This window comes from Paenibacillus sp. MBLB1832 (assembly GCF_032271945.1).
Lineage (GTDB): Bacteria > Bacillota > Bacilli > Paenibacillales > NBRC-103111 > Paenibacillus_E > Paenibacillus_E roseopurpureus.
In genome coordinates this window covers 4,004,961-4,031,846 of record NZ_CP130319.1, presented here as the reverse complement: position 1 = coordinate 4,031,846, position 26,886 = coordinate 4,004,961, and the positions used below count along the sequence as shown (strand labels likewise).

Here is a 26,886-nt window from a genome sequence, read left to right as displayed (position 1 = left end):
GAAAAAAAGTGTAATAATGGTATTTTAATTTAAAAATATTCGAGGTAAAAATATGAATAAATTTTTAAATATACCTTGTCCTATTATAGACGAGACTCTTGGTAGTTATTTAAGCAGATTACTAAAAAGTAATTATTACCAATCAAAAGCTGTTATAAAAAAAATGAGTTGTAACTTTGAGAATAAATTACTTCTGAATCAAAAAAAATCAATTGATCTATCACATAGAGTTTCTAAAGAGTATATTGCGAAGCTATATCATAATCAAAAAATAATGAATATTTGTATGAATAATCCATTTGTTAGTAAGTATGGATTTCTTAAAGATTCAATACGTATTTGCCCAAAATGTTTGGAAGATAATCCGTTCCACAGGAATGTATGGAGATTTGTAGGTTATACAATCTGCCAAGAACATAACAGTTATATGCTTAGTCATTGTACATGCGGTAGGGAAATTAGGAGCTTAAGTACAGATTTACTTTTCTGTGATTGTGGTAAAGATTATCGTTCAATTAACGCAGTTAAGAGAGTGCAACATAAAAACAACCATAATTATTTCATTTACTCTAAAATAATGAATAATAATTTATCTAACGAGCCGGAGTCTAATTTCTTGAGTTCATTAGAGGTACAGGATTCAATCGAAATATTGCTTCGCCTCTCGAAATATTTATTATATAGGGGGAAGGTTAGAACTAGTTGTTGGGCATTCTTACAAGATATCATACTGATGGACAGCTTGATGAATGAAAGTTGGAGTTATTTTTTAGATTGGCCTATTAAATTTAATTGTCTTATGGTCAATTTAGATGATGGTTTGTTTAATAATAAACTAATAAGTCTAAAGAATGAATTAAACAGAGATCCGTATATTATTTTAACTCAAGAGGTTTTAAACTTTTTGAACCTGAAAACTAAACATGTCGAACCTATATTAAATGGGCTTGAAAAGGAAATTACTTCATTTTTAACAAAATCCATGAATGCAGTAGGGGATAAATTTGGATTTAAAATTGGACTACATGAGTAGTTTGCTGCATTAGTTTAGTGATTTATTCTTAAAAATAGTGGTTAGGAGGTTTGATTATGAAGAAAAACATTGATATTAAGGATTTTGAACTTTTGAATAAAAGTACAAAAAATATTATAAATGATATCTTAGATAGCACAAAAAAGAGAATATCTCGTGAAAAATCAACTAATACAATAAGGGCATATAGTGCCGATTTAGATCATTTTACAACATGGTGCACTGAAAAAGGTGTTAACTCTGTACCAGTTGATGATGAGATATTTGCAATATATCTAACTAGTTTAGCAATTAGTGGGTATAAAACAAGCACTATTTATAGGAAAATGAGTGCAATTTCACATGCTCATATAGTAAATGGATTTAAAAGACCAAAGACTGTGTCAATCCGGAAAATTATTCTGGGTATTGAAGATGTTTACGGCAATGAAGAAGTAATTAAGACACCGGTACCTGTTGATTTACTAAAAGTTATGTTAAGCAAGGTGCAATTAAAACTTAAGGGGACACGCGATAAGGCGATTTTACTTATTGGTTTTTCGGGAGCATTGAGAAGGAGTGAGTTAGTCGCAATTAATGTAGAGGATATTAGTTTCAATGATAAAGGCATTGAAGTGATAATTCGAAAATCTAATAACAATCAAAATAAAAGCTGCGAGAAACTCGTAATACATTATGGTAATTGCATCGATACATGCCCTGCTAGGGCCGTTCAAGACCTGATTACTCTGTCCGGTATTAAAAGTGGTCCTTTGTTCCGTTGTAATTATCGAATCGGTTCAAATAGACTTAATGATAGAGCAGTTACCTTAATGTTGAAGAGATATGTAAAAGCAGCTGGTTTTGATGAGAAGCTTTTCTCGTCTCAGAGTCTCAGGTCAGGATTTATTATTACTGCAACCAAAGCAGGATATAATGACCAGTCAATAATGGTTCGATCAAGATATAATACATCGGTTATGATCCGTAAGTACACAGCACTGGCTGAAGCGCTACATGAGACCGAAGTAAAAAATATTGGATTATGAATTCTGTGTTAATGACTATGTTCTTCAGAAATAAATAGTTTTCACAGGAATATGGGAATAGAAGAATATGCTGATAAGTAAAAGGCTTCCGATTTATTATCGTAAGTCTTTTACGTATTTTATCTAGTTTATTGGAAAAAGGATTGTTCATAGAAGTTCGCGATGACCGATGAGGTTTTAAATAAAACGTTGTAGTCAATACTTTTATCATAAATTATGAAACTAACTGAGGTGATATGAGTTGCCATACAAACCGGCTCGAGGAATTAAGCCGAAAAGAAAAGGTTACCGCGGGAAAGAACCATTTCTTAAAACTGGCGAAATGATTCATTGGGAAAGTTTCCTTGAAAGGAACTTCATTAGATTAGCTGACTTCGATCAGCAAGTTGATGAGATTTTTTATCAACCAGTCTGTATCCGTTATTCATTGAATGGTAAGAAGCATAAGTATTTTCCGGATTTCAAATTAATCCTGAAAGATGGTCGAGTATTCATTATTGAGGTGAAAGCTCTTCGATTTAAGAATTCCCCTAAAAATGTAATTAAGTATGAAGTTGGACGTAAATTTTGCGAAGCTCAGGGGTGGAATTATGAGGTATTCACAGAGGTAGAAATAAACCCAAGACACTTGCAAACCAATCTTTCATTGCTTCGTCACCTAGGTACTCAAGAAGTAACGGACAATATTATGGACCTTGTTTTGGAGCAATTACAGTTAAAAACAGAAATGTATCTTTTTGAATTGAGGGAATCTTGTCGGAAATTGATGAAGAGAGCTTCTATAAAGCTGTTTATCAATTGATCTACCTAAAAGAGATTTCAACAGATTTAGTTAATGTAAAGCTATCTGACGATTCAATTTTACGTTTTTCGGTTGAGGAGGGAAGTTTGTGCTCATAAATTTCAAATACGGAACGCAGTTTCGAATTGGAACTAACATTTATGAAGTTCTCCGGCACAGAGATGATGATATTGAATTACTTAATATAACACACGACACAAAGGAATTACTGTCTCTTGATGAGGTCTTGAGTGCTTACAATGAGAAACGGTTAATGATTCTGCATGAAGGACAAGATTCTGACGTAATTGAATACAGTACAAAAGATTATTCTGTGAATCAAGTCGATATTATGGAGAAACGTTATAAGGCAATTTTGCCTATTATTGAACGAAAAATAAGGCCATCGCAAATAAAAGAGTATGCTGAAAACTATCCAGAGGAGTTAAAACCAAATGGTTCAATCTCACCCGCGTCCATATATAGATGGTTAGATTTATGGTATAAGCGTGAGAACAAATTTGACTTAATTCCACAAGTAAGGGGACCAAAAGATCATCGAGTATCTAAAGATGTAATGATTGAAGCTTCTCGCATCATTTTAAAATATGGAAGTAAAGCGGAATACGTTTCTATTAAAGAAGAATATAATGTGCTTGAAGCTGAAATAAAAAATATGAATTTGACCAGAGAAATTCAACTGGAGATTTTTTCAGAATCTACATATCGAAGAATACGGAAGGCAACAGTGGATACATATGAGCGAGATAAAGAACACATGGGTAAAAATCAAGCTGATTTAAAGCATAATGGTGTACATTCAAATGCAAGAGCAACACGGCCACTTGAATGCATGGAATGTGATTGGACACCAATTGATTGTTTAATTGTCGACTTTGAACTTGACGAGTTATATCGTCCATGCCTTATGTATGGAATTGATCAGGCTACGGGTGAACCGATGGGATTTAATATCATCTTTAAAAAGGAGCCTAATGCTGGTGATTGGAAACAATTAATTTTACATTGCATACTACCAAAGACTGGATTTAAAGAGTTGTACCCACGAGTTGAGAAAAATTGGACGGCTTATGGTGTCCCTCAATCCATACTTTTGGATAATGCAAAGGTTAACGACGCGAAAGAAGTAGAAGAGGTGTGTTCGGCTCTTCGTATCGGCTTAAGATATTGTGAAATAGCATCCGGTCATCAGAAGGGTACTGTTGAACAAGCACTAGGAAATCTAAATCATAAAGCATTTCAAGGATTAGTCGGTTCCCTTTTTTCAAATCCCTCAGAAAAAGGACAATATGACTCTGTAGCGAAAGCGGTGGTCGATATTAAAGGACTATATCATATCGCACACATAGCAATTGTTGACATGGTAGCTAACAATTTTAATAGAGGGCAAAACATTCAAGGGGTTCCAGCGCATTTATGGGCTAAAGGATTAAAAGATATGAAGGTCCATCCTCAATTACCTACGAATCGTCAGTATTTGGAATTACTCTTCTCTTCAAACAGTGATACACGTACCGTCGGTCCTCGAGGAATATTACTTATGGGTCATCACTTTTTTAGCGAAGAATTAAATGAGCTTAGAAAGCGATTGGAACGTGAAGGTAGAAGTCGTGAAGTACTGATTCGTTATGGCTCTGATTTAAGGGTTATATATGTAAAAGACGAATTTAATAAACGTTATATTGAAGCATTTATTAAAAGTGGGGGTTTGGAACGGAAAAAGTTGGACAAGAATCACCTGATCCATGCAGAACTGCTGGAATATCTGACAAACAAGGATGGAAGTGCATATAACGAGTACGATTCTTCGCTGCAAGGTAGGGCTAGACTAAAAATAGAAGAAATACAAGAAGAATGCAAATTAGAATATCAAGGGATTCGTAGAAGAAAAAGTAGGGAAGCGGCAGCCAATGAGACTGTAGCAAGTGCAATCAAAGGTGTACCAGTTGAGCAAATTCCTGGACTTGCAGAATCTATGAATATTTCAATTTTAAGTCCTGAGGAGAGTCGCGAAGGTATAAAACCATCCAAATCTGATAATAATCAGGATGAATCTATTATTGAGCGACCTAAACCTGGTGCCTTGCATGTTGACATCGTAGATCTAGATAAAATTGCAGACAGTTGGGGGAGTGGTCGAAAGGAGATAATTTAATTGGAGTTTGAGCGATTAGCAGGAAAAGTACCTGATTCGAAGGAGTTGAAGAGACGGGTTGAACATGTAAGACAGATTATTGTCCACCACCCAAAGTATGAAAATCTTCTAGAAGAGTTAGAAACGCTCCTAAATTTGTCGGAAGGCTCAGTGAGTCCGGATGGCCTATTCATTATTGGGCCAACTGGAGCAGGTAAAAGTACTGTAACCAAGGAGTTTACGGCAAGATATCCTCGAGAAATTAAAGAAACGGATGATCGAGTATACACTCATATTCCAGTATTAAGGGTAGTCGTTCCCCCAAAAGCTACACCGAGAATGCTTGCTTCGAAAATACTTGAAGATATGGGAGATCCCTTCAGCCATAAAGGGTCCGAATCTGAGTTGACCAGTCGTATTCATCACTTTGCTAAGGAACTTGGGATAAAAGGATTTATTTTTGACGAGTTTCAGCATCTAATTGATGCAGACACCGAATATGTGCTAGCGACAGCATCAAACTGGGTCAAAACATTTACTGAAGAAATTGGCATTGCTGTTATTCTCTGTGGAATGCCAGAATCAGTAAAAGTTTTTATTAGTAATCCCCAATTAGATCGAAGATTTTGCAACAAAGTTGCGTTAGAAGCTTTCGCATATGGTACCGTTGAGGAGATTCTTACTTTCAGGGTATTTCTTCAAAAAGTTGATAAGATGCTCCCTTTTGCTGAATTGGCGAATCTAGCTGATCCGCGAATGGCAGATAAACTGTATTTTATTTCGATGGGGATACCTTTTTATGTCATGAAGTTACTTGAATATGCAACCTATATTGCAGCTAAGGCGGGCGCTGATAAAATAACTGAAGCACATTTGGAGAAGGCGCTTATGAAAGTAAAACAAGTGGCTAGACCATTTGTTGCAAATCCCTTCGCTGATCCAAATTTTGATTTAGAAGCAGCGCTTGGTACTGAGAATGATGCGATGAACAAGTACAAAGAGAAACTGATGATTAAAAGGAAAAAGGGAAGAAACTCACAGAAAGCTCAAGGACCTTCGCTAAATGTATAGAGGTCAAAAATCAAACGGCGGCCACTCAGGCCGCCGTTTAATTTTTATCAAAAACTTCCATCAATATGTTCTTCGCTTTTTTCACTTCTTTAGGACTGATTGAAAGAAGAAGCTCAATGATTTGTTCTAAATCAGAAGATCTCCCTTTTGTTTGGTTGTTTATCCTAGTATAAGAGAAGAGTTCAATTACCCCAACATTTAATGCATGTGCAATTTTTGTAAGATTAAGGACAGATATATTGGTTTCCGCTCGCTCGACTCCCCCAATATAGGTGTAGTTTAAGTTCGCCAACTCACCTAATTGCTCCTGTGACAATCCTTTTTCTTTTCGTAAGTCCCGTATCCGTTTACCAATTAATTTTAAAATTGATTCAGACATTAGCTACACCTCTAATTGAAGTGTAGTCAACAAGAATATAGATAAACACGAGAGAAAAATGGTATTTATTAATTAATACTATATATATGTATGATAAATCTATCATTTGGAAATAATAGGACTACTAGAATAATAGGAGGTGTAACTAGTGTGGAAAAATTAATTGATTTATTTCCAACTGATCAAGCTAAGATAACGGAGAAAGGAATACTATTTAATGGAACAACTTATAGTTGCAGTATTGCAATACGTGAACAATGGTATGGGAAACTCTCAGGAGATATACCTATTTTCGTTGATAATTACGACGAAAGTTACATTTTGGTCTTGTTGAAAGATGGAAGTTTAGCAATAGCTTTACTTGTTTCCAATTATGTGGATGCGAGTGAACAGAATATCGAAAGTTATCAAGAACGAATTCGTTCACTTAAAGACCAACTAAAGAGTCGTAAGAAAAGACGTTGGAAACATGAAAAATGAATTTCATAAACAATTGCTAATCCGACCCTTTATCTTAAGTGATGAGAGTATATCAGGCTTTCTTTACCGAGTATCTAAAATGAATAGATACCGATTTTCATACCTTTATAATTATATGCACTTATCAATCTATGAGGCACATAATAACGAATTCAATCAAGAATCATTACAGATGTTGGAAGCATTAGTTGATAGCGAAAATGGTTTTATTAATGAAAGGAATGGATACAATTTAAAAAGCTTTTTAGGAGCAGATCTATATACCAAAATTATTATGAAAAATAAAGTCAAATATTGTCCTGTATGTATCAAAGATAATTACTATCATCGAACATCCTGGTGTTTAACTCCATTTCATGTATGTATTGTTCATAATGTAATGTTGGTTGATCAATGCCCACAGTGCAGGCAAATGATTAGTTTGTCAGCTTTTATGAATCGTAAATGTGGAGAGTGTTCCTTAAATTTCAAAAAGATAGAGCCAGAGATGAAAGATAATGTGTTGTTATTGTTGGAATCCCAAAAACAAATACAAAATGCCTTATGGGAAAAAGATAGAATTACAATTGAGAATTTTAATTTTAATTTTAAAAATTTTTTCCAATTGGCGTACTGTAGCTTTCACTTACTTATTGGTGGGATTGATTATACCGAGATGTCTACAGAAAATTTATCGTTTTTTCATAATCAGTCCGAAGGTGTGAAAAGTGGGCTAAAATTAGCAATTGGAATAGCCAATGTGTATTGGATGTATTTAGATTTTCCTAATAACTTCTACAGGGTTCTGAATGATTTTTTAAAGCGAAATCCAGGAAGTCAGCGATATGAACGACTTAGTGCTTTTCAAAAAATACTTGAGGAACTCGAATGTTATAAGATTGCTGAGGCATATAACGCTTATTTTTTGAAACAAATTGATGATGGGAATGTACGGAAAGATTTTTCTGTATTCAAAAGATATCCTAATTTACTTGAGCATAGAGGTAGGGTTCGAAGGGAAGAAGTAAGACAGAAAACAGGAATTGCCTATGAAAAATTACATGAATTAAACGATTATAACGAGTTAAACATCGAAACGAAGTATACAAACGGCCAGCAAAGATATTTAGTTGAAAAGTCAAAGTTAGATAGCTACTTGTGCAGCAAGCAAACTCTGATTTCAAAGAAAGAAGTAGGATTAATTATTGAAATTATACCAGATTCTGTTCAAAAAATAGTTGATGCAGGCTATTTAACTGCAATGCGTGTGGCAAATTCACCAAATGCAATGTATCAAATTGAAGAGGTAAATAAGCTAGTTGAGGATTGTCTTGGGGTGATTGTGGAGGATATAAGTGCCTCAATGATTAGTTTCCATCATGTTTTATCTAAATATGCTAAGCACTCATTTACAATTCTAGAGATTATTGCTTTTACCCTATCTGGACAACTTAAGCCATACCGAGTAAGTGAAAGTAGAACGTTGGCAGATAACTATTATAATGATGCACAGCTAAAAGTATGTATGGGAATCATAAAAAAAAGAAAACAAGAAGAAAATGGATTTAGCTTTAATGATGTAATGAAAAGCCTGAAAGTTGGGGAGAAGAGGTTATGGAAAGTGTTGAGAGAGCAAGGTATTGAGGCAGATTACACTTTGATTTGGAAGGATGGTAGGAAAAGGTATTACTTCAAAGAGGAGACTATTCTAAGAATTAAAGCATACATAAGCAAGTCAACCGAGATTAATGAATTAAATGCTATAGAAGGGATCTGAAGTACTTGAGCATAGAAGAGGTGAAGAATTTCATTGCAGATGGTTCATATGCGAGACTTAAGCATGAAGAAGAGAAGCTTAAATTGCTAAAAAGTTTTATACGTAATGAGCAAGATATGCTAAACAAGAAGAGGATGATGTGGAGAGAGCATGGTGTTATCGGGGAATTTATTACGAATAAAGACTATGATTACAATCATTTGGAGTTAAATGAGCTTCTTTATGATTTGGGAATTCTACCTTTCATTTCTCAATTAGATAGAAACTTATTATCCGCGGAGGAGCTTAAATTACTTAAACCAATTCAAATTTGTGGAGAGAAGTACATACGTTATTCACCGAATAAATTTGGTAAGTTAAATGGATTCAATCAAATAGCTTTTTCGGAAAATATAATTAAACTACCATTATCTAATAAAGTAGGACTATGGAGAAAATCATTTCTTGAAGCAGAGTTCCTAAAGAGAGCCTGGGACAAAAAAAGAAAATTGGCAGTTAAATCATGCGGTTCGTATTCTTCAATCGCTTTTGAGATGGGAACCCTCTCATTTATAGAAGCACCAGCTTGTTATATGACTAAGGAAGCAGTTGAATTTTTAACTAAAGAGACACTTTTAAAGTGTGCTACTGTGGACCTTCAGAGCATAGTTGAATTTACTTCAAAAGGTATTTTAAAGGTATCAGATTTGAATAAAACTAGAAAGACTACTGATATTCAAAGAAAATATTATTTAATAACTTTAGAAAAAGAAATTAGAAAAAGAATGTTTTGGCAGTCTAGGTTGGAAAGGATGTCTAAATTAAACATTGTAGAGTAATCTATTGTAAGCGTCTAATAACTAGGTGTATTGAAACATAAAAGCCCATGGTTCATGGAGATCCAAAGGCTCTGCGTATGTACTATGTTGCCCAGCTGCCGGACTCCATGAAAGTACGCATCTAGTATCGCCGGCTGCTGACGAAATGCAACCGCTGGTAGTTGTTGCAACAGATAGACTAGGTATTTGTATGGGTTCAATCCATTCGCCTTTGCTGTTGTGACAATAACATTACCTCATAAAGAGCCGCGTGAATCGAGGCTTTTGTGTGTTATGACATCAGGTTCTTGTCACGAGCCAATGACAAGAACTTGACCTCATTCCCGACAGAGCCATTCAAACGTTCTGGTTAAAGCTCTTACAAAGCTTTAGTTCAAACAAACTTTTAGTTCCAATTGGCTGTAATCGCTAAACTAACGGGCAGATTACGATAGCACAATAACCCACATTATGAGGCTGCCGCGAGAACAACGGCAGCCTTTCTGTGCTAACGGGCAGCATTCTTCAACAATATATGCTATACTCCTTAATTAAAATTTGATGCTCATAATGGAGTAAGACCATTAATGATTTGAGGTGATGTGGATAATGGAAAAAAGTCAGCTTGAGGAATTAACAAAGGAATTTCAAAAGATACCAATTACATCATTGCAGGAACTGAGCAAAGCAATATTTAATAACGGGATTATTTGCTATATACAAGAAATAGAAAACAAGATTAATTCTATTTCAAGTGATGATTTGAAACTTAAGTGGCTCGATATTAAAAGACATATTACTTTGGAAGATACAGCATATCTCGATGATTTCCCTGATGGTTACTTTTATTTTGCCGACTTATGGAGTAACGATTCTGGCGAGCTATTGCTTATACTCAAAAAGCATCATTAAGCTAAAGGGCATAGCGTGGGGCACTTTGGAAACAACGTCTTTTCAACGATTAGGATTGACAGACTAACATTTTACGCTAAAGGATATCATTTATTTAATGCAGGTGTTCGTAAATTTTTCACAAAATATGGAAGTTTAACTATCCTTTTGAAGTATAATATTTATAGGATACTTTTGGAGGTGAGCTAATGAAATTAAGCGTATTTCTTATGTTAATTACTGTTTTACTAACAGCTTGCACCGTAGAGCCGCTACAAGATAATGTAACAAAACAGGATATTAATATAATTAACTCCGTTGAAGGTAAGAATGTATACAATCACCGTTATGACAACATGGATCGGGGTCATCATGAGTTCGATGGCTTCGAAATTGTAGTCGATCAAACGTATTACAAATCAAATGACGTTCAAAGAGGGGAAATCGTATTTTATAAAATTCCAAAATTGGAGAACTCCAAAATTAATTTGAGCGAGAATGAAATTGCAAGAATTGTCGCCTTGCCTGGAGAGAATATCCGCATTGATAAAGGTCAGATTTATATAAACGGAAGAAAACTTGATACCTTTTACGGGCAAGCACACAGACTTGGAATGAACATTGAAGAATTGCAAGAGGCAGCAAATCTATCTGATTTAGCTGATAACATTCGCGAAAATTTTAAAGGGAATGTAAAATTTATTCAGGAAAGTGACGAAACCAATAAGATAGAATTAAAAGTACCTGAGGGTCAGTATTACATTATTGGAGACGATTGGTTTCGTAGTGCGGACAGCAGACATTTTGGAACAATCCCAAAAAATAATATACTGGGTAAGGTTCTTGGTGTGGTGAAGAAATGAAGACGGACATTCTTCGCGTACAACGAGTAGTACCTTACCTTTTTTCGAAGTTATCTGGAGCAGGCATCGCAACTTTTCTTTTCATTTTATTCATGTTCATGAACACGGGATTTGATATGTATAAGACTGTTGAGGTTATGTTTCAGTTGAAACTTTTGCACATTTTCTATATGTATGGGATCGCCTGTTCCTTAGTGATTGACCTATTCGCACGGCTCATTCCGAGGATGGGCAAATTAGGAAAAGCATTGCTCTATGTCATTGCAGGATATGCCTTTTATATGGTTAATGGGTTCAATATATATATGATATTTGCAGGTACTGTTGGGGCACTGTCTGCTCTCATTTTTTATGTTGGGACACAATGGTCGAAGCTGAAATCATCTGTTAAATACGCATTCTCCATCGCTTTTCCGCTGCTGCTTGTCGTCGTTCTCAACATCGATTTTACTGTGAAAAATGGATGGACCGATAAAACAACTAGTACATCTTTCGAAGCTAACTTTACTTATTTCAATGGAAAACATGAGATTCCAGTGGTAGTTCGAGAGGGTGAGACCTTGTCATACTCAGTGGAGATTACGAATGTAGAACGAGGCGGCTACGGATATTCTCTTATTGATGAAAACGGAAAAAATATCGGAGTACGAGAGAACATCAATGGTAGGCTAAAGTACAATGTGACTATAAAAAAGACTGCGGAATATCGGTTCGTTGTGGAAGGAAACGGTCTGCAAGGCGCGATAAAGGTGGAGTGGGCGATAGAGTAAAAAAATTCTTATCGGGGCACGGGCACTGAGCTAACGGAGAAACGATAGTTAAACAGTGAATGGCTGCCGCGTGGCAGCCATTCGCCGCGCTAACAGGCAGGCTAGTTGCAATATGTGGTAAAATGAATTGTGAGGTATCAAGTTCAGTAAAATATATGAAGAATGCTTAAAGCCATTTGCATTTAAAAATAAAATAGAAGTAGTTAAACTCGACTATTTACATCAGGAATATGGCACCTTCAAAGCATGGTAAAATAAAGCAGCCTACCCCAAAAGGAATAGGCTGCTCATTTTTGCATCTTCAATTTCCTCTTTCGCCCGTTCCAAAAACTTCTGTACTATGTTCCTCCCGACATGCAGCTCCGGCGGCGCCCAAGTATCCCTGCGACCACTTTATCCATGCGTCCTTACCGAACACCAACAACCTACAATATTGAAAAAATGAATGTATTTAGCAGAGAAAAAGAAGTACTGTTTGAAAATCAACCTGACAATGTTTCACCTGATTTTTATAGGCCAGGCTGGTTGAATGATAAAAAAGATAAGATTGTTATAAACAGCTTCAAGGAGGGAATTACATGGGTGTTCAATCTTCTAAATCATAGTGTCGCTAAGCCTGAAAAGAGGTTTAATAACACTTGGCCCCAATGGGCAATATTCAATTCAGAGTGCGAAACCTTTTTCAGTAATTTAGATTTAAACCTTTGGGTATTCGTTATTTATAATCCTTAGGGCTAACGCCCATGTACTTCTTGAACAGCTTCGAGAAGTAGGTGCGATCCGAGTAGCCCAGATGATAGGCCGTGAAGGAGACATTCTCCTCGCCGCTTCTTAGCATGCGCGCCGCTTCCTGCATCTTGAACTGATGCACATAATCCGAGAAATTAGTGCCGGTGCGCTTCTTAAAATCTCGCGAAAAATAGCTCGGGTTCAGGTACAAGTGACTCGCCATATCGACGAGCGTGATATCTTCGCTGATATGCTCCGCGATGTAACGGTCGACCGCCTGCAACTTGAGTTCCTGCGTGGTCGCGGGCAGCCGCGAGGCGCCGAGGCGCAGCAGGTGCTTGTACAGCACCGCGACTGCTTCCCGTAGCGTGCGGGCCTGCTGGAGCAGTGTGTGGAAGGGGCGGTGATTAAGCTCCTTGTGCTGAATCTCCACGCCTTGCACCCACTGCGAGCAGGCCGCGAGAAGCAGCGCCGGCGTTGTACGCCTGGCTAGCGCCTCCCGCTGCAATCGCTCCAGCGCATCGGCCACGCCATCGTGGGTCCTGCCGGCGAAGGCTCTGCCGAGCGCGTCCCAGACGTCGGCTGGGAGCGTTGCGTTCGCCGCTAAGCCGCTGGCCTCCTCGCGGGCGCTGGGGGCAGCGGCGCCGTAGAAGCGCTCCGCGGTGACGGCTCGCAGGTGCCGCAGCTCTTGCGGCACGGCGTCCAGCCCTTTCAGCAGCCCACTGCGCGCGAACGTCAGCCCAATCTTTAGGTAGCCGGCCGCATGGCGCTGCAGCTGCGCTTCAAAGGCGTCCAGCTGCGGCGCGACTGTGCCTTGCAGCCCGGCGATGTTCAGCACTTGGACGAGCGTGCCGTCTTCGAGCACAAAGGTTGTGGCGTTAAAGCTCATCGTCTGTGCCGTCTCTACGGCAATGTTGTACAAGCCATAGTAGATAGCCTCGTAGTCTTCAAACCGGTACTGTGGAGGAAACGACGCCAAGTCGGGAAAAGCGACATGCAGCAAGAAGTGCGGATGCGGCCAGTGAATGCCCAGCCGGGCAGCGTAGGGCAGCAGATAAGAGGGGTTTACTGTGCTCTGCAGCTCATTGAAGAAGTTGCGCCGCAGCGTGTCCTGGTGCCGTACCAGCGGCTCACGGTTTGCGGCCTCCAGCGCGTCCATGCGGGAGAGCGACTTGCGCACGCTCGCTTCCAGCGTCTCGGCAGTCAAGTCATGCTTCGTCAAATAGTCATCGGCTTGCAGCTCGACGGCTCGCTTGGCAAAATGAAAGTCAGCGTGGCAGGTCAGGAAAATGACCCGCGTCTGCGGCTTGATCGCATGAATGCGAGCGCATAGCTCCATGCCGTCCATCTGAGGCATATCAATGTCAAGGATGACCAGCTCCGGCTGCAGCAGCTCGAATTGCTGCAGCGCCTTGATGCTGGCGTTAATGGCGCCGCACACAGTCAAGCCGAGCTGTTCCCATGGAATCAACTGCCGAATGTAATGGAGCATCGGTAAATCATCGTCAATGAGCATGACGTTTCTCATAATGGGGCTTCCTCTCTCTTAACATGACGTAAATGCGGAGTGTCGCCGCTAAGCGGGATGCGCAGTTCGACAATGAGCCCAATACCTACACCAGGGATGACGGTCATGTTGACCGCTGCCCCGTAAGCCAGCCTCAGCCGCTGATACGTATTTACAAGGCCGATGTGGCGGCTCCCGGGCACTTCCTCTCTGCCAGTCAGCCGAGTGTTTAAGCTGTCCAGCACATCCCCTGTCATGCCTGCACCGTTATCCGCAACCTGCACGACCCACTGTCCGTCCTCAACCGTTGACGTAACTCGAATCTCAGGATCTTCCTGCAAATCTACCGTTCCGCCAAAACCGTGAATAAGCGCATTCTCGACCAATGGCTGAAGCAGAAGGCGAGGGACCTGCCAATCGGCGCTAGCTTCGTCCAGAGCAAGCACCAGCTGAACCTCCAGCCCGCTGCGCATTTGCATAATCTGGATATAGTGTGTCAGCAGTGTGCATTCTTCGCTAAGCGTCGTTAGCTCACGAATATTCATATTCGCCCAGAGTAGGCGCATTAGTGCATCTAACTGACGGCTATGTATCGTGTCACCGGTTAGCAGCAGATTGCACTTAATCGAATTGAGCGTGTTCATTAGAAAATGCGGCCGAATCTGCGCGGTGAGCGCCTGGAGCTCCAGCACGCGCTTATCCTCCTGCTCCTGGCGGATGTCATGGATGAAGCCGCTGATTTGCGTCAGCATACTGTTAAAGGCATACCCGAGCTGGGCGATTTCGTCATTGCCCTCCACAGGAAATCGCACGGACTGATTGCCGCCGGAAAACAGGTTCACGATCGATTTCATTTGGAAAATCGGGCGGTACAAGCCGCGTGCATAGACAACGGCCGCCAGCATTAGGACCATGCCGGCGAGTAGCACCAGAGCCGCATAGAACAGAAAGGTCCGCTTGACTTCTCCCGTTACCGTCCCAGTGCTGATCGTGTATGTGAGTGTCCAGCCGGTTTCGGGCAGGACGTAGCTTTGCGAAATCGTTCCCTCACCTGCCTGGTTGGGAAATGCACCGCCACCCAACGGATAAATCACAGCGCCTCCGGCGTCTGTCAAGTGAAATGTGCCGCTCACCTGATGGCCAAGCAACTGATCGAAGTATCCATATGGCAACCCGTAATACAAGGTCCCGAGCAGCTCGCCAGTACTGCGGTTCTTCATGACGCGCGACACATAATAGCTCGGAGCCGTTTCGCGGGAAGGTGTTTCCGCACCCTTCGGATAGCCGAGCCAATAGACGCGGCTGGCATCCACACCCTCGCTTGCGGGCAGTCGGCTGAGCTCTTTGCGTAGATCGGCATAGAGCTGTTCGCTCTGAATGCCATACAGCAGTAATCCTTTGGGATTCATAATGCTTACACTTGTACTTAAATGCATGGTGCGTGTAGTGAGCAGCGTAAAGTACTCACTGATATTGTTCATTGCTTTGTAAGTTGCATACGTTTGAATCGTCGATGCTTCCTTGAGCACGCTGAGCTCCTTGAGCAGCTCGGCGTCATGCAGCAAGAAGTTCGAGTTGTTAACCACTTCGTCCGTCGTCTTCGTGATGTCCTTAGCGACAAGCTCGATGAACTGTTTATTGGAGAGATTAATTTTGTCCGTCACTGTCTGCTTAATCGTCCAATAGGAGATAATGAGTCCCGCCAAAATGGGCAGCAGGAGGAAGCCGAGCAGGGAGAACAGAATTTTTTGGTAAAAGGTCAGTCGTCGTGTCCAAAGCATAGCCGGTTCCTCCTGCATTGCTAGCGCCATTGTTGTCCTCTAAGTATACAAAAATAATGTCGAAATGACGAGAACAGGCGCCAAAAGGGCACCTGTCCGAACATCTTATTTTTTGTTTTGATCCATGATTTTTTTGCCCTCATCCAACATCATTTTTTGCGTGTCTTCGAACGAACCGCCGTCGAGAATGAACTTGCTGAAGCCGTCCTCTACCACTTTTTTGAGCTGAGACCCGTACGAGATGTTGACTTCGGAAGCGCCGGCTGTTTTTAGGCGTTTGTCGTAAACTGCTTGTACAAGCGAATCGACATTAAACAGATTAGCTTTGTCGCCGATCACGTTCAGAATCGCTGCCTTGCCGTCCGCTTTTTTATAGCCGGGCAATCCGCGGTTGATGTTGCCTTTGGTCGTCAAGTAACGAATGAGTTCAAAGGCTTCGGTTTTGTGCTTGCTGCTATTCGCCGCTGCCCAATAGTCGCCGTTTAGGTAGGACAGACCGAACTCGGCTGTCTTGGAAGAGCGCGGAATCGGAGCGAACGCGACCTTGAACGTGTGCGGGTTCTTGACCGTATCAGCCATGGAGCTAATCGTCCAGCTGCCGGTGAGCAGCATGGCGGCTTTGCCGTTAGCAAATTCGGACGTGTAGTTCAGCTTGGCCCCGACGACATCCGCGTAAGGTCTAGCGGACTTATCCTCTTTTTCCATCGCACGGCGAAGGTTGAAAAAGTACTTATAGGACGGATCGGTGAACTGCAAAGTACCGTCTTCTTTCAGATACGGATTTTTGAAATCGGTATAGGCAACCGGGTTGGCGTATTCGCCCCAGGAGTGAAAGTACGCACCGTAGCGCTTGTCAGCGCCTTCACCCTTGGTTAACTTCTTGGCGATGTCTCTGAAGTCGTCCCAAGTCCAGTCTTCCTTCGGCAGCGGCACACCGGCTTCCTCAAAAGCGTTCTGATTGAGCAGCACGTACCAGGAACTCAGGGTGTCCATGGCCGCATACGTTTTTCCTTTGTATTTCGGATTAACGAAATAGTCTTCTTCCGGTTTTACATTGTTTTTCGTGTAAAATTCATCTAGTGGTGCCAAAACCCCGCCAGCTGCGCGGGCCAGTACTTCATCGCTGTTGGGCATCATGACAACGTCGACATCATTGCCAGATGCAGTCAACACATCGAGCTTCTTGAGATTGTCGAGAGAGCTTCCGCCTGGCACGAGCACTGTGCTTTCGACAGTTACATTCGGATGTTCGCTTTCAAATTTCTTAATGTCAGCGTTCAACATCTCACCTCGCTTGTCGAGTGCGTAGTGGTATACCTTGAGCGTAATTTTCTGCTGCGGAGTAGCAGTGGTGGAAGCTCCCCCTGTGGCTGCTGGCTGCTGGCTCTGACCGCCGCATCCGGCTAGGAGGGATAAACCGACAATCGCGGTGACGGCTGTTGTGAGCATTTTTTTCATTGAACAAACCCCTTTCGTCTCTTAGGCAAGTTTCTGTTGCTTGTCTTCATCTTAATTGATTATGTAAAGCGGTATGTGTAAACCGTTGCGCATTATGTGCCACTTCTTTACCTAGGTTGTGCCAATCTCATGGGGTTGTCAACTATCCCTTGACCCCGCCTAGCGTGATACCGTTGATGACTTGGCGCTGCATGACAATAAACACGATGACGAGCGGAATGATTGCGGAGAGCGAAGCCATCATCATCACAGCATAATTGTCCGCGTATTGATCCTTGAACATCTGCATGCCGAGCGTAATCGGATACAGCTTCTGATTGAAAATGAAAATGAGCGGTCCCTGGTAATCGTTCCACGTCCAAATGAACTTGATAATCGCCACGGTTGCGAGAATTGGCTTGGATAGGGGCAGAATGATTTGCAGGAACGACCGGACATAGCCGGATCCATCAATTTTGGCTGCTTCCATATATTCTTGGTTGATGCCCAGCATGAACTGCCGCAGCAGGAACGTGAAGTAGACGGCAAACATATTCATAATGACAATCCCAGCATGGGAGTCGATCAGATGGAACCACTTCATGAGAATGTAGCGCGGGACGAGTGTCGCCTCGGGTGGAATGATCATGAACGCCAGCAGTACGCCGAAGGCTGTGTCTCGCCCTTTGAATTCCAGCTTCGTGAAGGCGTAGGCAGCCATGGCTGAGATGAACAGTGTAATGAGAGTGGACAGAATAGCAAGCTTCAGCGAGTTAAAATAAAACAGGGCGAACGGCACTTTGCTCATCCATACGGTTTTGAAATTGCCGACCCAGTTCCATTGCTGCGGAATCCACTGAATAGGAAATACCATCACATCTTTCTCGACCTTAGCCGAGGTGGAGACCATCCAGAATAGCGGAATGAGAAACAGCAGGGAGAACACGCCCATGATGGCGGTTGTGATAGATTTTATTAACGTACGATTCAAGGTTATCACCTCCTAGTAATGGGTTGTCTTGTTCTGGATTTTCCATGTGAGGAACGTCACGCAAGCCACGATAAGGAACAGCAGCCAGGAGATTGCCGAGGCATAGCCCATGCGGAAGTTTTGAAAGCCTTCCTCATAAATTCGGTACACAAGTACGGTGGAGGATTGATTCGGTCCTCCTTGTGTCAGGAACGCGATCGGATCGAACACCTTAAAAGATGACATGATGAGCGTGATGACCAAGAAGGAGATTGTGGGACCGAGCAGCGGCAGCGTGATACGGATAAATTTCTGCCTCTCGTTCGCGCCGTCGATGTCAGCGGCTTCGTACAGATCCTGGGGAATGTTGCTCAGACCAGCCAGGAAAATAATGATTTGGTACCCGATTCCCGCCCAAATCATGATGATGATAATTGAAGTAAGCGAGTAGTGGGTGTCCGCTAGCCACTTAGGCGGGTTCGCTACGCCGATCGCGGTGAGCAGCCGATTGACAGGGCCTAGCGACGGATGGAATAGTGCGCTCCATACAGCGCTCAGAGCGATGATAGAGGAGATGTAAGGGATGAAGAACGTTACCTTAAAGTAGCTTTGGAAATATACTTTGGAATGAATGATGACCGCAGCGAGCAGTGCGAGCGCCATGCTGATCGGAACTGTATACAGCGTGTACAAGACGTTGTTTTTGAGTCCGGCGATGACCTTGCTGTCATGCAGCATGGCTTTAAAATTGTCCAGGCCGCTATAATGGATCGCGGACAGGCCGCCGACCATATTCCAGTCGCAGAAGCTAAGGAATAAGGAGAATAGCAGCGGGAACAAGCCGAAGACGGCGACGCCGACGAATTCCGGGACGAGAAAGAGCCAGCCGACGAGGGCTTCGCGGTTACGTGGCGGGCGGCGGCGCTGTGTAGTGCTGATAGGGGCAGCGGTACCCGCATTAATCGATGATGGTTGCATACAAAAAGTTCCTCCTTGATGAATGTGCTTGCCATAGTTCTATGTTAGAAGGAAAAATTGGGTAAGGTGTGGGACGCCTTGACTAATGTGTGCAATTTCTTTACCTCCTGCGACAAGGCATACGCTAAGAGGAGGAGTGCGACGGAAACAGGTGGATTATTCGCACATAAAGGTAAACTAATTTCACGTGCACACCCTGGAGGAGGGCTATAATGTAGGATGCGTAAGAATCCGCTCAATTAGCGTTATAAGATCTACAGATAAGCAAATCATCAGGAAAGGATTGTCGGCTATGAAAATCAGTATGCATCCATTGTTCGCCGAATTGCCCCAGTTGTTAATTTCTAAGGAGCATCTGAAGCCATTCCCACGCTATGAAGATCGCGATGCCTGGCAAGGTCTTCCTCTTGTCATCCAACAGACTTATTTGCAGCTGGGAGAGCAAGCCTTAGGAAAAGAATGGCCGGTCCTTCGGGCTTCTTCTTTCATGGACTATGTTCGTACAGGTGACAGAAAGCGCTATGAGACTGTTTTGAATGAACGACGAAAAAGACTATTCGACCTGTTAATTGCCGAATGCATAGAAGGCGAGGGTCGGTTCTTAGTCGAAATCGCAGATGGAATCTGGACATTTTGTGAACAATCAACCTGGTTGCATCCTGCACATCAATATGTGAACGGCCGCGAGGGCAAATTGCTGCCAGACATCAACGATCAGGCGATTTGCCATGTAACAGGCGAAATTGCAGGCTTGCTCGCGGTTACGTACTGGATATTGCAGCGCCCTCTGGATAGGCTGTCGCAGGATCTTGGCGGTCGGCTCTGGGTGGAGTTGCAGACACGGGTTATCGATGTGTACGAGCAACGCTCGGATTTCTGGTGGATGGGGTTTACGCCAAATGTGCGTGCGGTGAATAACTGGAATCCATGGATCTATTCGAATTTGCTGCCTGTATGTCTGCTCTTTATGAAAAATGAGGAGCGTCTCGCCCAAGTGGTAGCACGTATCGTGAAGAGTTTAGATGCCTTTATCGCCAACTACGCGCCAGATGGAGGCTGCGACGAAGGAGCTACGTATTGGAACGTGGCGGGTGGTTCGATGCTTGATTGTTTGGAATGGCTGCATTTGGCGACGGCTGGACGCCTGCAGGTATACGAACAGCCGCTTATACAGGAGATCGGTCGATACGTGCTGTACAGTCATATTGCAGATGACTGGTTTGTGAATTTTGCGGATGGCAGTGCTCGCCCCTATGTCTCCCCACATCTGGTGAGCCGTTATGGCGCCGCCATCAAGGACGAACGTTTAATGGCGTTAGGGGATTCTTTGCGCAAGGAAGTGGTGTCGGCGTTGGACTACCTTCATCCGATTCGCACGCTTTGGAGTTGGTTTCGGCCGATGAGTTCACAGCTTCCCAAGAGCGCTCCGCTACTGCGCGATGTGTGGTTGCCGGACATCCAGTTCATGGCTGCACGCGAATATGCAGGAAGCGCAGAAGGGCTGTACGTTGCTGCCAAGGGCGGGCATAACGGCGAGAGCCACAACCACAACGACATTGGTCAATTTATCGTCTATGCGGACGGACAGCCATTCCTAATTGACATAGGTGTCGAGGTGTACTCCGCTCGTACGTTCGGTCCTGAACGTTACCAAATTTGGACGATGCAGTCAGCGTACCATAACCTGCCGACCATCAGAGGCATGCAGCAGCATGCGGGACAGGCCTACCGTGCAGAGGATGTACAATACATTTGTACAGACTCGGAAGCTTCGTTCTCGCTGGAACTGGCAGCAGCATACCCAGATGAAGCAGGCATCGCTTCGTTGAAGCGCCGTGTTGCCTTGAATAGGGCATCCCAGAAGGAAGTAATCGTCATCGACGCCATTACGCTCACCACTCCGACTGCCGATGTGCGGCTAAACCTTATGACACCTGTTGAGCCATTAATAGATGGCAACACCATTTTGCTCAAGGCGGAATGTGGCAAAGTGCTGCAAATTCAGTTTGACAAGAATCAGTTCAGTGTTAAGGTGAAACGAATTGATTTCCAAGATGCCAAGCTTAACCACGCGTGGGGAAATACATTGTATCGCATGCAGCTTATTGCTTTCGAAGCCGTGAGACAAGCGGAATGGAAGCTGCAGATTCGGCAAGTTTAAACGCTAATTGATTGAGAGAGATCATATTGTAGTTAAACAAGTTGGGGGATGCTTTTGAGTGGCATCTCTTTACCTCTTGCGACAAGAACCCTTTGCAAAGGTATAGAGCCGACGAAACAGGTAGATTATTGGCACACAAGAGTAAAATAAGTTCACATGCACATTCCGCTTTACGGCTACAATAAATGTGTAAGCGTTTACTACCATCACAAACCCACTTACCAAGGAGGCATCAGTAATGAAAAAATGGTTTAAATGCGGGGCAGGACTCACGGCACTCGTCGCCATCTCGTCGACAATCCTGCCGCTAAGCGCACTAGCTGCGCAGAATGCGACAATCGATAAGTCCGCCAAGGCGGAGACGTATTTCCAGGGCATTGGCACCAACATCTCGAACGCCACCATCATTGCCAACTGGCCGACAGACAAGCTCGCCAAAGTGCAGGCGCGTATCGACGCGATGGATCTGCCGTTAGTCCGCTTTTGGAGCCCGAGCGATGCGCACAAGTCGGACGTGAACAACCTGAACAGCGCCGATGACTGGACCAAGCCACAGTGGACCAAAGTGGTCAGCTGGGCGAACTTTTTGGAGAGTGTGAATACGAAAATCTTACTTACGCCTGGGGATAAAAATACGTTCACAACCCCTTCGGCCAAACCGGCCTACAGCACACCGGAGTGGTCCCTCGAGCTGGTTAAGCAGTTGGACCGGCTGACCTATACGGAAGGCTTGAGCAATATTGCATCCGTTGATGTGGCGAATGAACCTTCCGATGCCACGGCGTGGCATTCGGGCATCACCAATCTGAAGAACGCGCTCAGCGCCAACACGCACGGATTGTCTACACTGCCCATCGATGGTCCTGGCTACTATAACAACACGGCGCTGATGAACGACAATTACTGGGACAGCAAGGTCAGTACATGGTCGCATCATTTGTACTTTGGTCTGGATACGTGGAATTATGAGACCGGTGGACTTGAAGGTCAGCTGCGCTCTGTCAACAACTGGCTGCGTGGCAAAACGCCGATCCAGTCCTTGTATTTGACGGAGTTCGGCGACGGCCGGGCGAAGGCGGCAATCCCCGGCGACAGCAACAGCAACGCCGATTCGCAGCTCAACATCCGCAAGCATAAATACGGGCTTGAAGTGGCGGATATGTCCATTCAGGCGATGAACGGCGGCGTGAAGTATTTATCCACCTGGATGTTGGACGAATCCGGGCGTTATGATTCCAGCAAAACCGGCAGCGTGAAGCGCTGGGGATTATGGGAACCGTACGAGCTTGACGCTAATATGACGCTCCGCCCTTGGTTCTATGTGCATTACTTGCTATCCAAGTATGTCTGGGCGAACTCGACCGTGTATGATGTGGCTTCGTCTGATCCAGGTGTCCGCATTACAGCTGTGAACAAGAACGGTACGAACCAGTGGTCCATTCTCATTCTGAACAAAACGAATACAGTCAAAGACATTAACGTAACCATCACCGGCGGTGGCACCGGCAACTTTACCCGCTACAAGTACCATAATAACGCAACCGATGTGCAAAATAATGAGGATTACAGCCAGTACATTCAGGACTCGAATGGCTATCCAAGCCCGATTGCGACACATACCGGGGTAAATATGTCCACAGGGTTGTCGATCGGCTACTCGCCATACTCGTTTACTGTGCTGACAGGCACGATTCAATAAGAAGGAGGATGGTCTAGTGAGATTGCGATTCATCTACGTGTCGCTCATGGCTGCTGCAATACTGGCGCTTGGCGCCCTGCTGCAGGTGGCTCCTGTGGCCTTGGCGGCAGATACCATCTCCATCTCGACGCCGGGGTCGTACACGGTCATCCAGCGGGATGACACAAACAGCGCCTCGGTTGTTATCAAGGGCAATTACAGCGCCGGCACGTATACGGCGATACAGGCACAGGCAGTGCTGATGTCCGGCGGCAATGGGGTCCCAGTGGGATGGACGACGATTGTCGCCAATCCCGCAAGCGCTGGCGGCAATTATTCGGGCAGCCTCAAGCTGTCTGCAGGTGGTTGGTATCAGCTTCAGGTGCAGCTGCTTAGTGGGTCTTCCGTGGTTGCTACAGCTACCGTGAATAAAATCGGCGTGGGTGAAGTGTTTCTGGCTGCCGGGCAGTCCAATTCGGCGAACTGCGGCGAGACGAAAGTGACGCCTGCGGACGACCGGGTAGCGGCAATGAATTACAACACCGGTGGGTGGGCATTCGGTGCCGACCCGCTGCCAGGCGCAGATTGCTCAGGTGGTTCGCCGTGGACTGGCATGGCCGAGCTGTTGCACGAAACGCTGCAAGTGCCGATCGGGCTCATCTCCACAGGCAAAGGCTCCACCTCCGTACTCGACTGGCAGCCTGGCGGCACCCTGTATCCGCGCATCTCAGCGGCACTCTCCAAAGTTGGACCTAAGGGCATCCGCGCAGCCTTGTGGCATCAAGGCGAGGGGGATTTGTCCACGGACCCTGCAGTCTATGAAGCGAAGCTAACCAATGTCATCAACCAGTCCCGCACAGATGGCGGCTGGTCTATACCGTGGGGCATCGCCCAGACGGGCGACGCTTTTGACAAAAATAATCAGTCTCTCCGGGATCCTGCTCAAGTGGCCGCCATTGCGGCTAGCCAGCAGAAGACTTTCACCGATGTGGCAAACACGTTCCTAGGGCCGAACACGAATCTGCTGGATGCTGCATGGCGTTATAAAAATGTGGACAGCAATCATCCCGATGGCATTTGGATACATTTTAATGAGAACGGGCTTCGTGAGCATGGCCGACAGTGGTACGCTATTCTGATGAACAAATACTGGCCCGGATTTGTATTGAATGATCTAGCCGTACGCAAGACAGCTTCCGCCTCGAGTGAACTCGACAGCTCCAGAACCGCGTACAAGGCTATTGACGGTTATACAACTAGCACAGGCTGGAGTGCGGCATCCGGTAAGGGTGCGGGGGAATGGCTTCAGATCGATTTCGGAGCACCCACAACGATCAATAGAACTGCGGTGACTGAAGGGGCAACGAACATAACCGATTACAAAATCCAGACATGGAACGGCTCGTCCTGGATTGATGCGGTTTCAGGCACAACGCTGGGCATAGGAGAACAATTGGATACGTTTAATCCAGTCACTACAAGCAAAGTGCGTCTTTATGTAACTGGGGTTGTATCCGGCAAGACAGCGGCAATCCGAGCGTTCAAAGTGTTCAACAGCGCCACATCTGCGGCGAATCTCGTGCAGAATGCCGGCTTGGAAAGCGGCTCGCTCAGTAGTTGGAGCGTCTGGGTGCCTGCCGGCGGCAGCACGACCAGCGCCAAGGTGGAGGCCGGAGGGCATAGCGGCACTTATCGCGGTGTACATTACGCATCTGGCGCACCTTACCGCGTATCCACTTATCAGAACTTCACGGGTCTTGGCAGCGGGTTGTACACCGTCAAAGCCTGGGTCATGAGTACAGACAACCAGACGGTTTCACCTATTCTCATTGTGCGTGACAAGTCAGGCGGAAATGTATTGGCCCAGACGGATATCAACACCGTAGCGAATTCGTCCACATGGACACAAATTACGATATCCAATGTTAATGTGACTGGTACAACGGCCGAGGTGGAATTCTATTCGAATGGTGATGCCGGACAGTGGATTCGTTTCGATGATGTTGTCTTTTACCGGCAATAAGAGGGCAAAGAGCGGCCTAGTACAGTCCTGGGGGAGCTGATCGTGAAGGCGTTTGGCTCCTGCGGGGCAAAATAGCCATTGCTCAGTGTCATAACGTTGAACCCTACGACCATAGCCGCATCGCCTACGTGTCCCAGATTCCCTGTATCTGAGAATTGACTGTTAAATACCCCGTCAAATTTGGCGAGACTATGTTTCTCTAAACTTGCTTTGGTATGAGTCGAAGCAGAAAACTGTTTTAATTGTCGGTAGGCTTTCTCTTGCCCACAATGTGCTTAAGAAAAGCAGCTATGGATCAAACACAAGGAGCTAAGCAGGTGTAGCAGCTTAGCTCCTTTTTCATGCCAATATTCATCTTTTCTAACGATTTATTTTAAATTTGCCAGATAAGCATCTAATTGTTTTTGATACTCTTGCAAGTAGGTGTCGACGCCTGCTGTCTTTAATTTAGCGACAACATTGTTGTTCCAGTCTTGTTCAACGGTACTGGAGGTAACGCCAAAATTCAGCGGCCCCACGTACTGGGAAATAATACTGTCTAGGTTAGCCTTTTGTGATTTAACGGTTGTGTTGTCAAAGACAAAATTGTTAATAGGCGTGGCTATGAGGTTTTTTCGCGCATTATCCAAAATTTGATTGTAGTTCGGCAGTCCACCGTTAGCTGTTAAATAGAAGCGGTCATCCCGCCATCCCCACGGGCAAGCTCCATCTGCAGGGAAATTTTGTGCATCTGGCAGCGCGATCAGTTTGCCTTCTGGTGAGAGGTCGTAATGTTTGCCCTTAATCCCATATGTCGTGAGCAAGTTATATTCTTTATCATTGCGGAGCAAATCAAGGAACATGAGTGCACGTTCAGCATTTTTCGATTTGGCATTAATGGCCATGCCATTATTAATGTATGGATTAGCCGTATACGGAACATTGGGGTTAAAGGGATAGTATTTGACATCCCACTCCGGATGAGCGACGTTCAGCTTCATATAGGCAGCGTTTGCAGCAAGCAAGTTCTCAACGAAAGAGGCACTCTTCCCGGCTGAGAAAGAATCTTTAGCAGTTTCTTTCTTTACAAGCGCGTTCTTAGACCAATAGCCATTTTCATTCCAGGTATGCATGAGGTTAAAAAATTCCAACTTGGGTTTTTGTTCAAATACATCAAAAGCTTTCTTAAAATCTTTCGTAGTCACATTGGCTACAGGATCGAAATTTCCTAAATACCCTGTAGCTCTGGAATGTACGGTTGACAAACGATTTCCATCGGCACCAGCATCGTAGGGAACCATATTCGGCTCATTTTTCTTAATCGCATCTAGGTATTTGCCATAATCCTCCAATGTTTTGATATCCCCAATGGCATACTTTTTCATTAGATCGCCACGAACAACGGCACCGTTTATCGTAATCTCATGGAAGTTCATCGGAACATTGTACAGTTTCCCATTCACCAATGCGGAATCCCACAAGCTCCATCATTCGATGGTGCTTTTTAAACTAACATTAGAACGATAGCACATATATATATATATTTCTACTACTAGTGCTTGCTTGTAAGAGGACAAGAACATATATCCTTAAAAATCCGCTATTTGAGCGGATTTTTAATTTTATGGATACAACTTCT

General features: G+C 43.9%; 22 protein-coding genes and 1 pseudogene. 15 read left to right on the top strand and 8 right to left on the bottom strand.

Annotated elements, in window-relative coordinates; genetic code table 11:
• The first annotated feature begins 52 nt into the window (after positions 1–52).
• The 5 genes from MJB10_RS18050 to MJB10_RS18030 all read left to right on the top strand — a co-directional run bounded on the left by MJB10_RS18050 (position 53) and on the right by MJB10_RS18030 (position 6,068).
• On the top strand, positions 53–1,033 hold the full coding sequence (locus MJB10_RS18050; RefSeq protein WP_314796919.1) for a TniQ family protein: 981 nt from the start codon (positions 53–55) through the stop codon (positions 1,031–1,033).
• 56 nt (positions 1,034–1,089) lie between these two features.
• Positions 1,090–2,061 (top strand): site-specific integrase, encoded by a 972-nt coding sequence (locus tag MJB10_RS18045; protein WP_314796917.1) that lies wholly within the window; start codon positions 1,090–1,092, stop codon positions 2,059–2,061.
• A 241-nt stretch (positions 2,062–2,302) separates the two neighbouring features.
• Positions 2,303–2,863 carry a TnsA endonuclease N-terminal domain-containing protein gene (locus tag MJB10_RS18040; protein ID WP_314796915.1) on the top strand — a complete coding sequence of 187 codons (561 nt, stop codon included), beginning with the start codon at positions 2,303–2,305 and terminating at the stop codon, positions 2,861–2,863.
• A gap of 88 nt (positions 2,864–2,951) precedes the next feature.
• Positions 2,952–5,018, top strand: a complete 2,067-nt coding sequence (locus tag MJB10_RS18035; protein WP_314796913.1) for a hypothetical protein — start codon at positions 2,952–2,954, stop codon at positions 5,016–5,018.
• The gene (locus tag MJB10_RS18030) at positions 5,019–6,068 is read left to right on the top strand and encodes a TniB family NTP-binding protein (RefSeq protein ID WP_314796910.1); all 1,050 of its coding nucleotides are present in this window, start codon (positions 5,019–5,021) and stop codon (positions 6,066–6,068) included.
• A gap of 37 nt (positions 6,069–6,105) precedes the next feature.
• Here the strand turns inward: MJB10_RS18030 and MJB10_RS18025 are convergent, their stop codons facing one another.
• Entirely contained in the window at positions 6,106–6,447 is a 342-nt protein-coding gene (locus MJB10_RS18025; RefSeq protein ID WP_314796909.1) for a helix-turn-helix domain-containing protein, read from the bottom strand.
• Between the two features lie 150 nt (positions 6,448–6,597).
• Here MJB10_RS18025 and MJB10_RS18020 point away from each other — a divergent pair, with 150 nt between their 5' ends.
• From MJB10_RS18020 to MJB10_RS18010, 3 genes are read left to right on the top strand one after another with little or no spacing between them, the layout of a single operon-like run.
• The gene (locus MJB10_RS18020; RefSeq protein WP_314796908.1) at positions 6,598–6,927 is read left to right on the top strand and encodes a hypothetical protein; all 330 of its coding nucleotides are present in this window, start codon (positions 6,598–6,600) and stop codon (positions 6,925–6,927) included.
• A complete protein-coding gene (locus MJB10_RS18015; protein WP_314796906.1) occupies positions 6,917–8,683 on the top strand; it encodes a TniQ family protein in 1,767 nt (588 codons plus the stop codon). The genes MJB10_RS18020 and MJB10_RS18015 overlap by 11 nt, the downstream gene beginning before the upstream one ends.
• Positions 8,684–8,688: 5 nt before the next feature.
• Positions 8,689–9,501: a hypothetical protein gene (locus MJB10_RS18010; RefSeq protein WP_314796904.1), complete on the top strand. Its 813-nt coding sequence runs from the start codon at positions 8,689–8,691 to the stop codon at positions 9,499–9,501.
• A gap of 119 nt (positions 9,502–9,620) precedes the next feature.
• Here the strand turns inward: MJB10_RS18010 and MJB10_RS26740 are convergent.
• Positions 9,621–9,728 (bottom strand): annotated as a pseudogene (locus tag MJB10_RS26740) (transposase domain-containing protein); the annotation flags it as partial.
• Positions 9,729–10,089: 361 nt separating this feature from the next.
• Between MJB10_RS26740 and MJB10_RS18005 the strand changes: the two are divergent.
• The 4 genes from MJB10_RS18005 to MJB10_RS17990 all read left to right on the top strand — a co-directional run bounded on the left by MJB10_RS18005 (position 10,090) and on the right by MJB10_RS17990 (position 12,736).
• Positions 10,090–10,392 (top strand): hypothetical protein, encoded by a 303-nt coding sequence (locus tag MJB10_RS18005; protein WP_314796902.1) that lies wholly within the window; start codon positions 10,090–10,092, stop codon positions 10,390–10,392.
• A gap of 188 nt (positions 10,393–10,580) precedes the next feature.
• A complete protein-coding gene (lepB, locus tag MJB10_RS18000) occupies positions 10,581–11,234 on the top strand; it encodes a signal peptidase I (RefSeq protein WP_314796900.1) in 654 nt (217 codons plus the stop codon).
• On the top strand, positions 11,231–12,004 hold the full coding sequence (locus MJB10_RS17995) for a hypothetical protein (protein WP_314796898.1): 774 nt from the start codon (positions 11,231–11,233) through the stop codon (positions 12,002–12,004). Before lepB ends, MJB10_RS17995 begins: the two co-directional genes overlap by 4 nt.
• A gap of 354 nt (positions 12,005–12,358) precedes the next feature.
• Positions 12,359–12,736 carry a hypothetical protein gene (locus MJB10_RS17990; RefSeq protein WP_314796896.1) on the top strand — a complete coding sequence of 126 codons (378 nt, stop codon included), beginning with the start codon at positions 12,359–12,361 and terminating at the stop codon, positions 12,734–12,736.
• Here MJB10_RS17990 and MJB10_RS17985 read toward each other — a convergent pair.
• From MJB10_RS17985 to MJB10_RS17965, 5 genes are all read right to left on the bottom strand, one after another.
• Positions 12,720–14,261, bottom strand: coding sequence for a response regulator (locus MJB10_RS17985; protein WP_314796895.1), 1,542 nt, complete (start codon positions 14,259–14,261; stop codon positions 12,720–12,722). The genes MJB10_RS17990 and MJB10_RS17985 overlap by 17 nt on opposite strands.
• Positions 14,258–16,021, bottom strand: coding sequence for a sensor histidine kinase (locus tag MJB10_RS17980; protein ID WP_314796894.1), 1,764 nt, complete (start codon positions 16,019–16,021; stop codon positions 14,258–14,260). The genes MJB10_RS17985 and MJB10_RS17980 overlap by 4 nt, the downstream gene beginning before the upstream one ends.
• 105 nt (positions 16,022–16,126) lie before the next feature.
• On the bottom strand, positions 16,127–17,479 hold the full coding sequence (locus tag MJB10_RS17975; protein WP_314796893.1) for an ABC transporter substrate-binding protein: 1,353 nt from the start codon (positions 17,477–17,479) through the stop codon (positions 16,127–16,129).
• Between the two features lie 142 nt (positions 17,480–17,621).
• Positions 17,622–18,410, bottom strand: coding sequence for a carbohydrate ABC transporter permease (locus MJB10_RS17970; protein ID WP_314805712.1), 789 nt, complete (start codon positions 18,408–18,410; stop codon positions 17,622–17,624).
• A 51-nt stretch (positions 18,411–18,461) separates the two neighbouring features.
• On the bottom strand, positions 18,462–19,406 hold the full coding sequence (locus tag MJB10_RS17965) for a carbohydrate ABC transporter permease (RefSeq protein WP_314796892.1): 945 nt from the start codon (positions 19,404–19,406) through the stop codon (positions 18,462–18,464).
• A 292-nt stretch (positions 19,407–19,698) separates the two neighbouring features.
• Here MJB10_RS17965 and MJB10_RS17960 point away from each other — a divergent pair, with 292 nt between their 5' ends.
• From MJB10_RS17960 to MJB10_RS17950, 3 genes are all read left to right on the top strand, one after another.
• Positions 19,699–21,567: a heparinase II/III domain-containing protein gene (locus MJB10_RS17960; protein WP_314796891.1), complete on the top strand. Its 1,869-nt coding sequence runs from the start codon at positions 19,699–19,701 to the stop codon at positions 21,565–21,567.
• Between the two features lie 238 nt (positions 21,568–21,805).
• On the top strand, positions 21,806–23,266 hold the full coding sequence (locus MJB10_RS17955) for a hypothetical protein (RefSeq protein ID WP_314796889.1): 1,461 nt from the start codon (positions 21,806–21,808) through the stop codon (positions 23,264–23,266).
• Positions 23,267–23,282: 16 nt separating this feature from the next.
• Positions 23,283–25,268 carry a sialate O-acetylesterase gene (locus MJB10_RS17950; protein WP_314796888.1) on the top strand — a complete coding sequence of 662 codons (1,986 nt, stop codon included), beginning with the start codon at positions 23,283–23,285 and terminating at the stop codon, positions 25,266–25,268.
• A gap of 368 nt (positions 25,269–25,636) precedes the next feature.
• Here the strand turns inward: MJB10_RS17950 and MJB10_RS17945 are convergent, their stop codons facing one another.
• The gene (locus tag MJB10_RS17945; RefSeq protein WP_314796887.1) at positions 25,637–26,710 is read right to left on the bottom strand and encodes an ABC transporter substrate-binding protein; all 1,074 of its coding nucleotides are present in this window, start codon (positions 26,708–26,710) and stop codon (positions 25,637–25,639) included.
• Between the last annotated feature and the right edge of the window lie 176 nt (positions 26,711–26,886).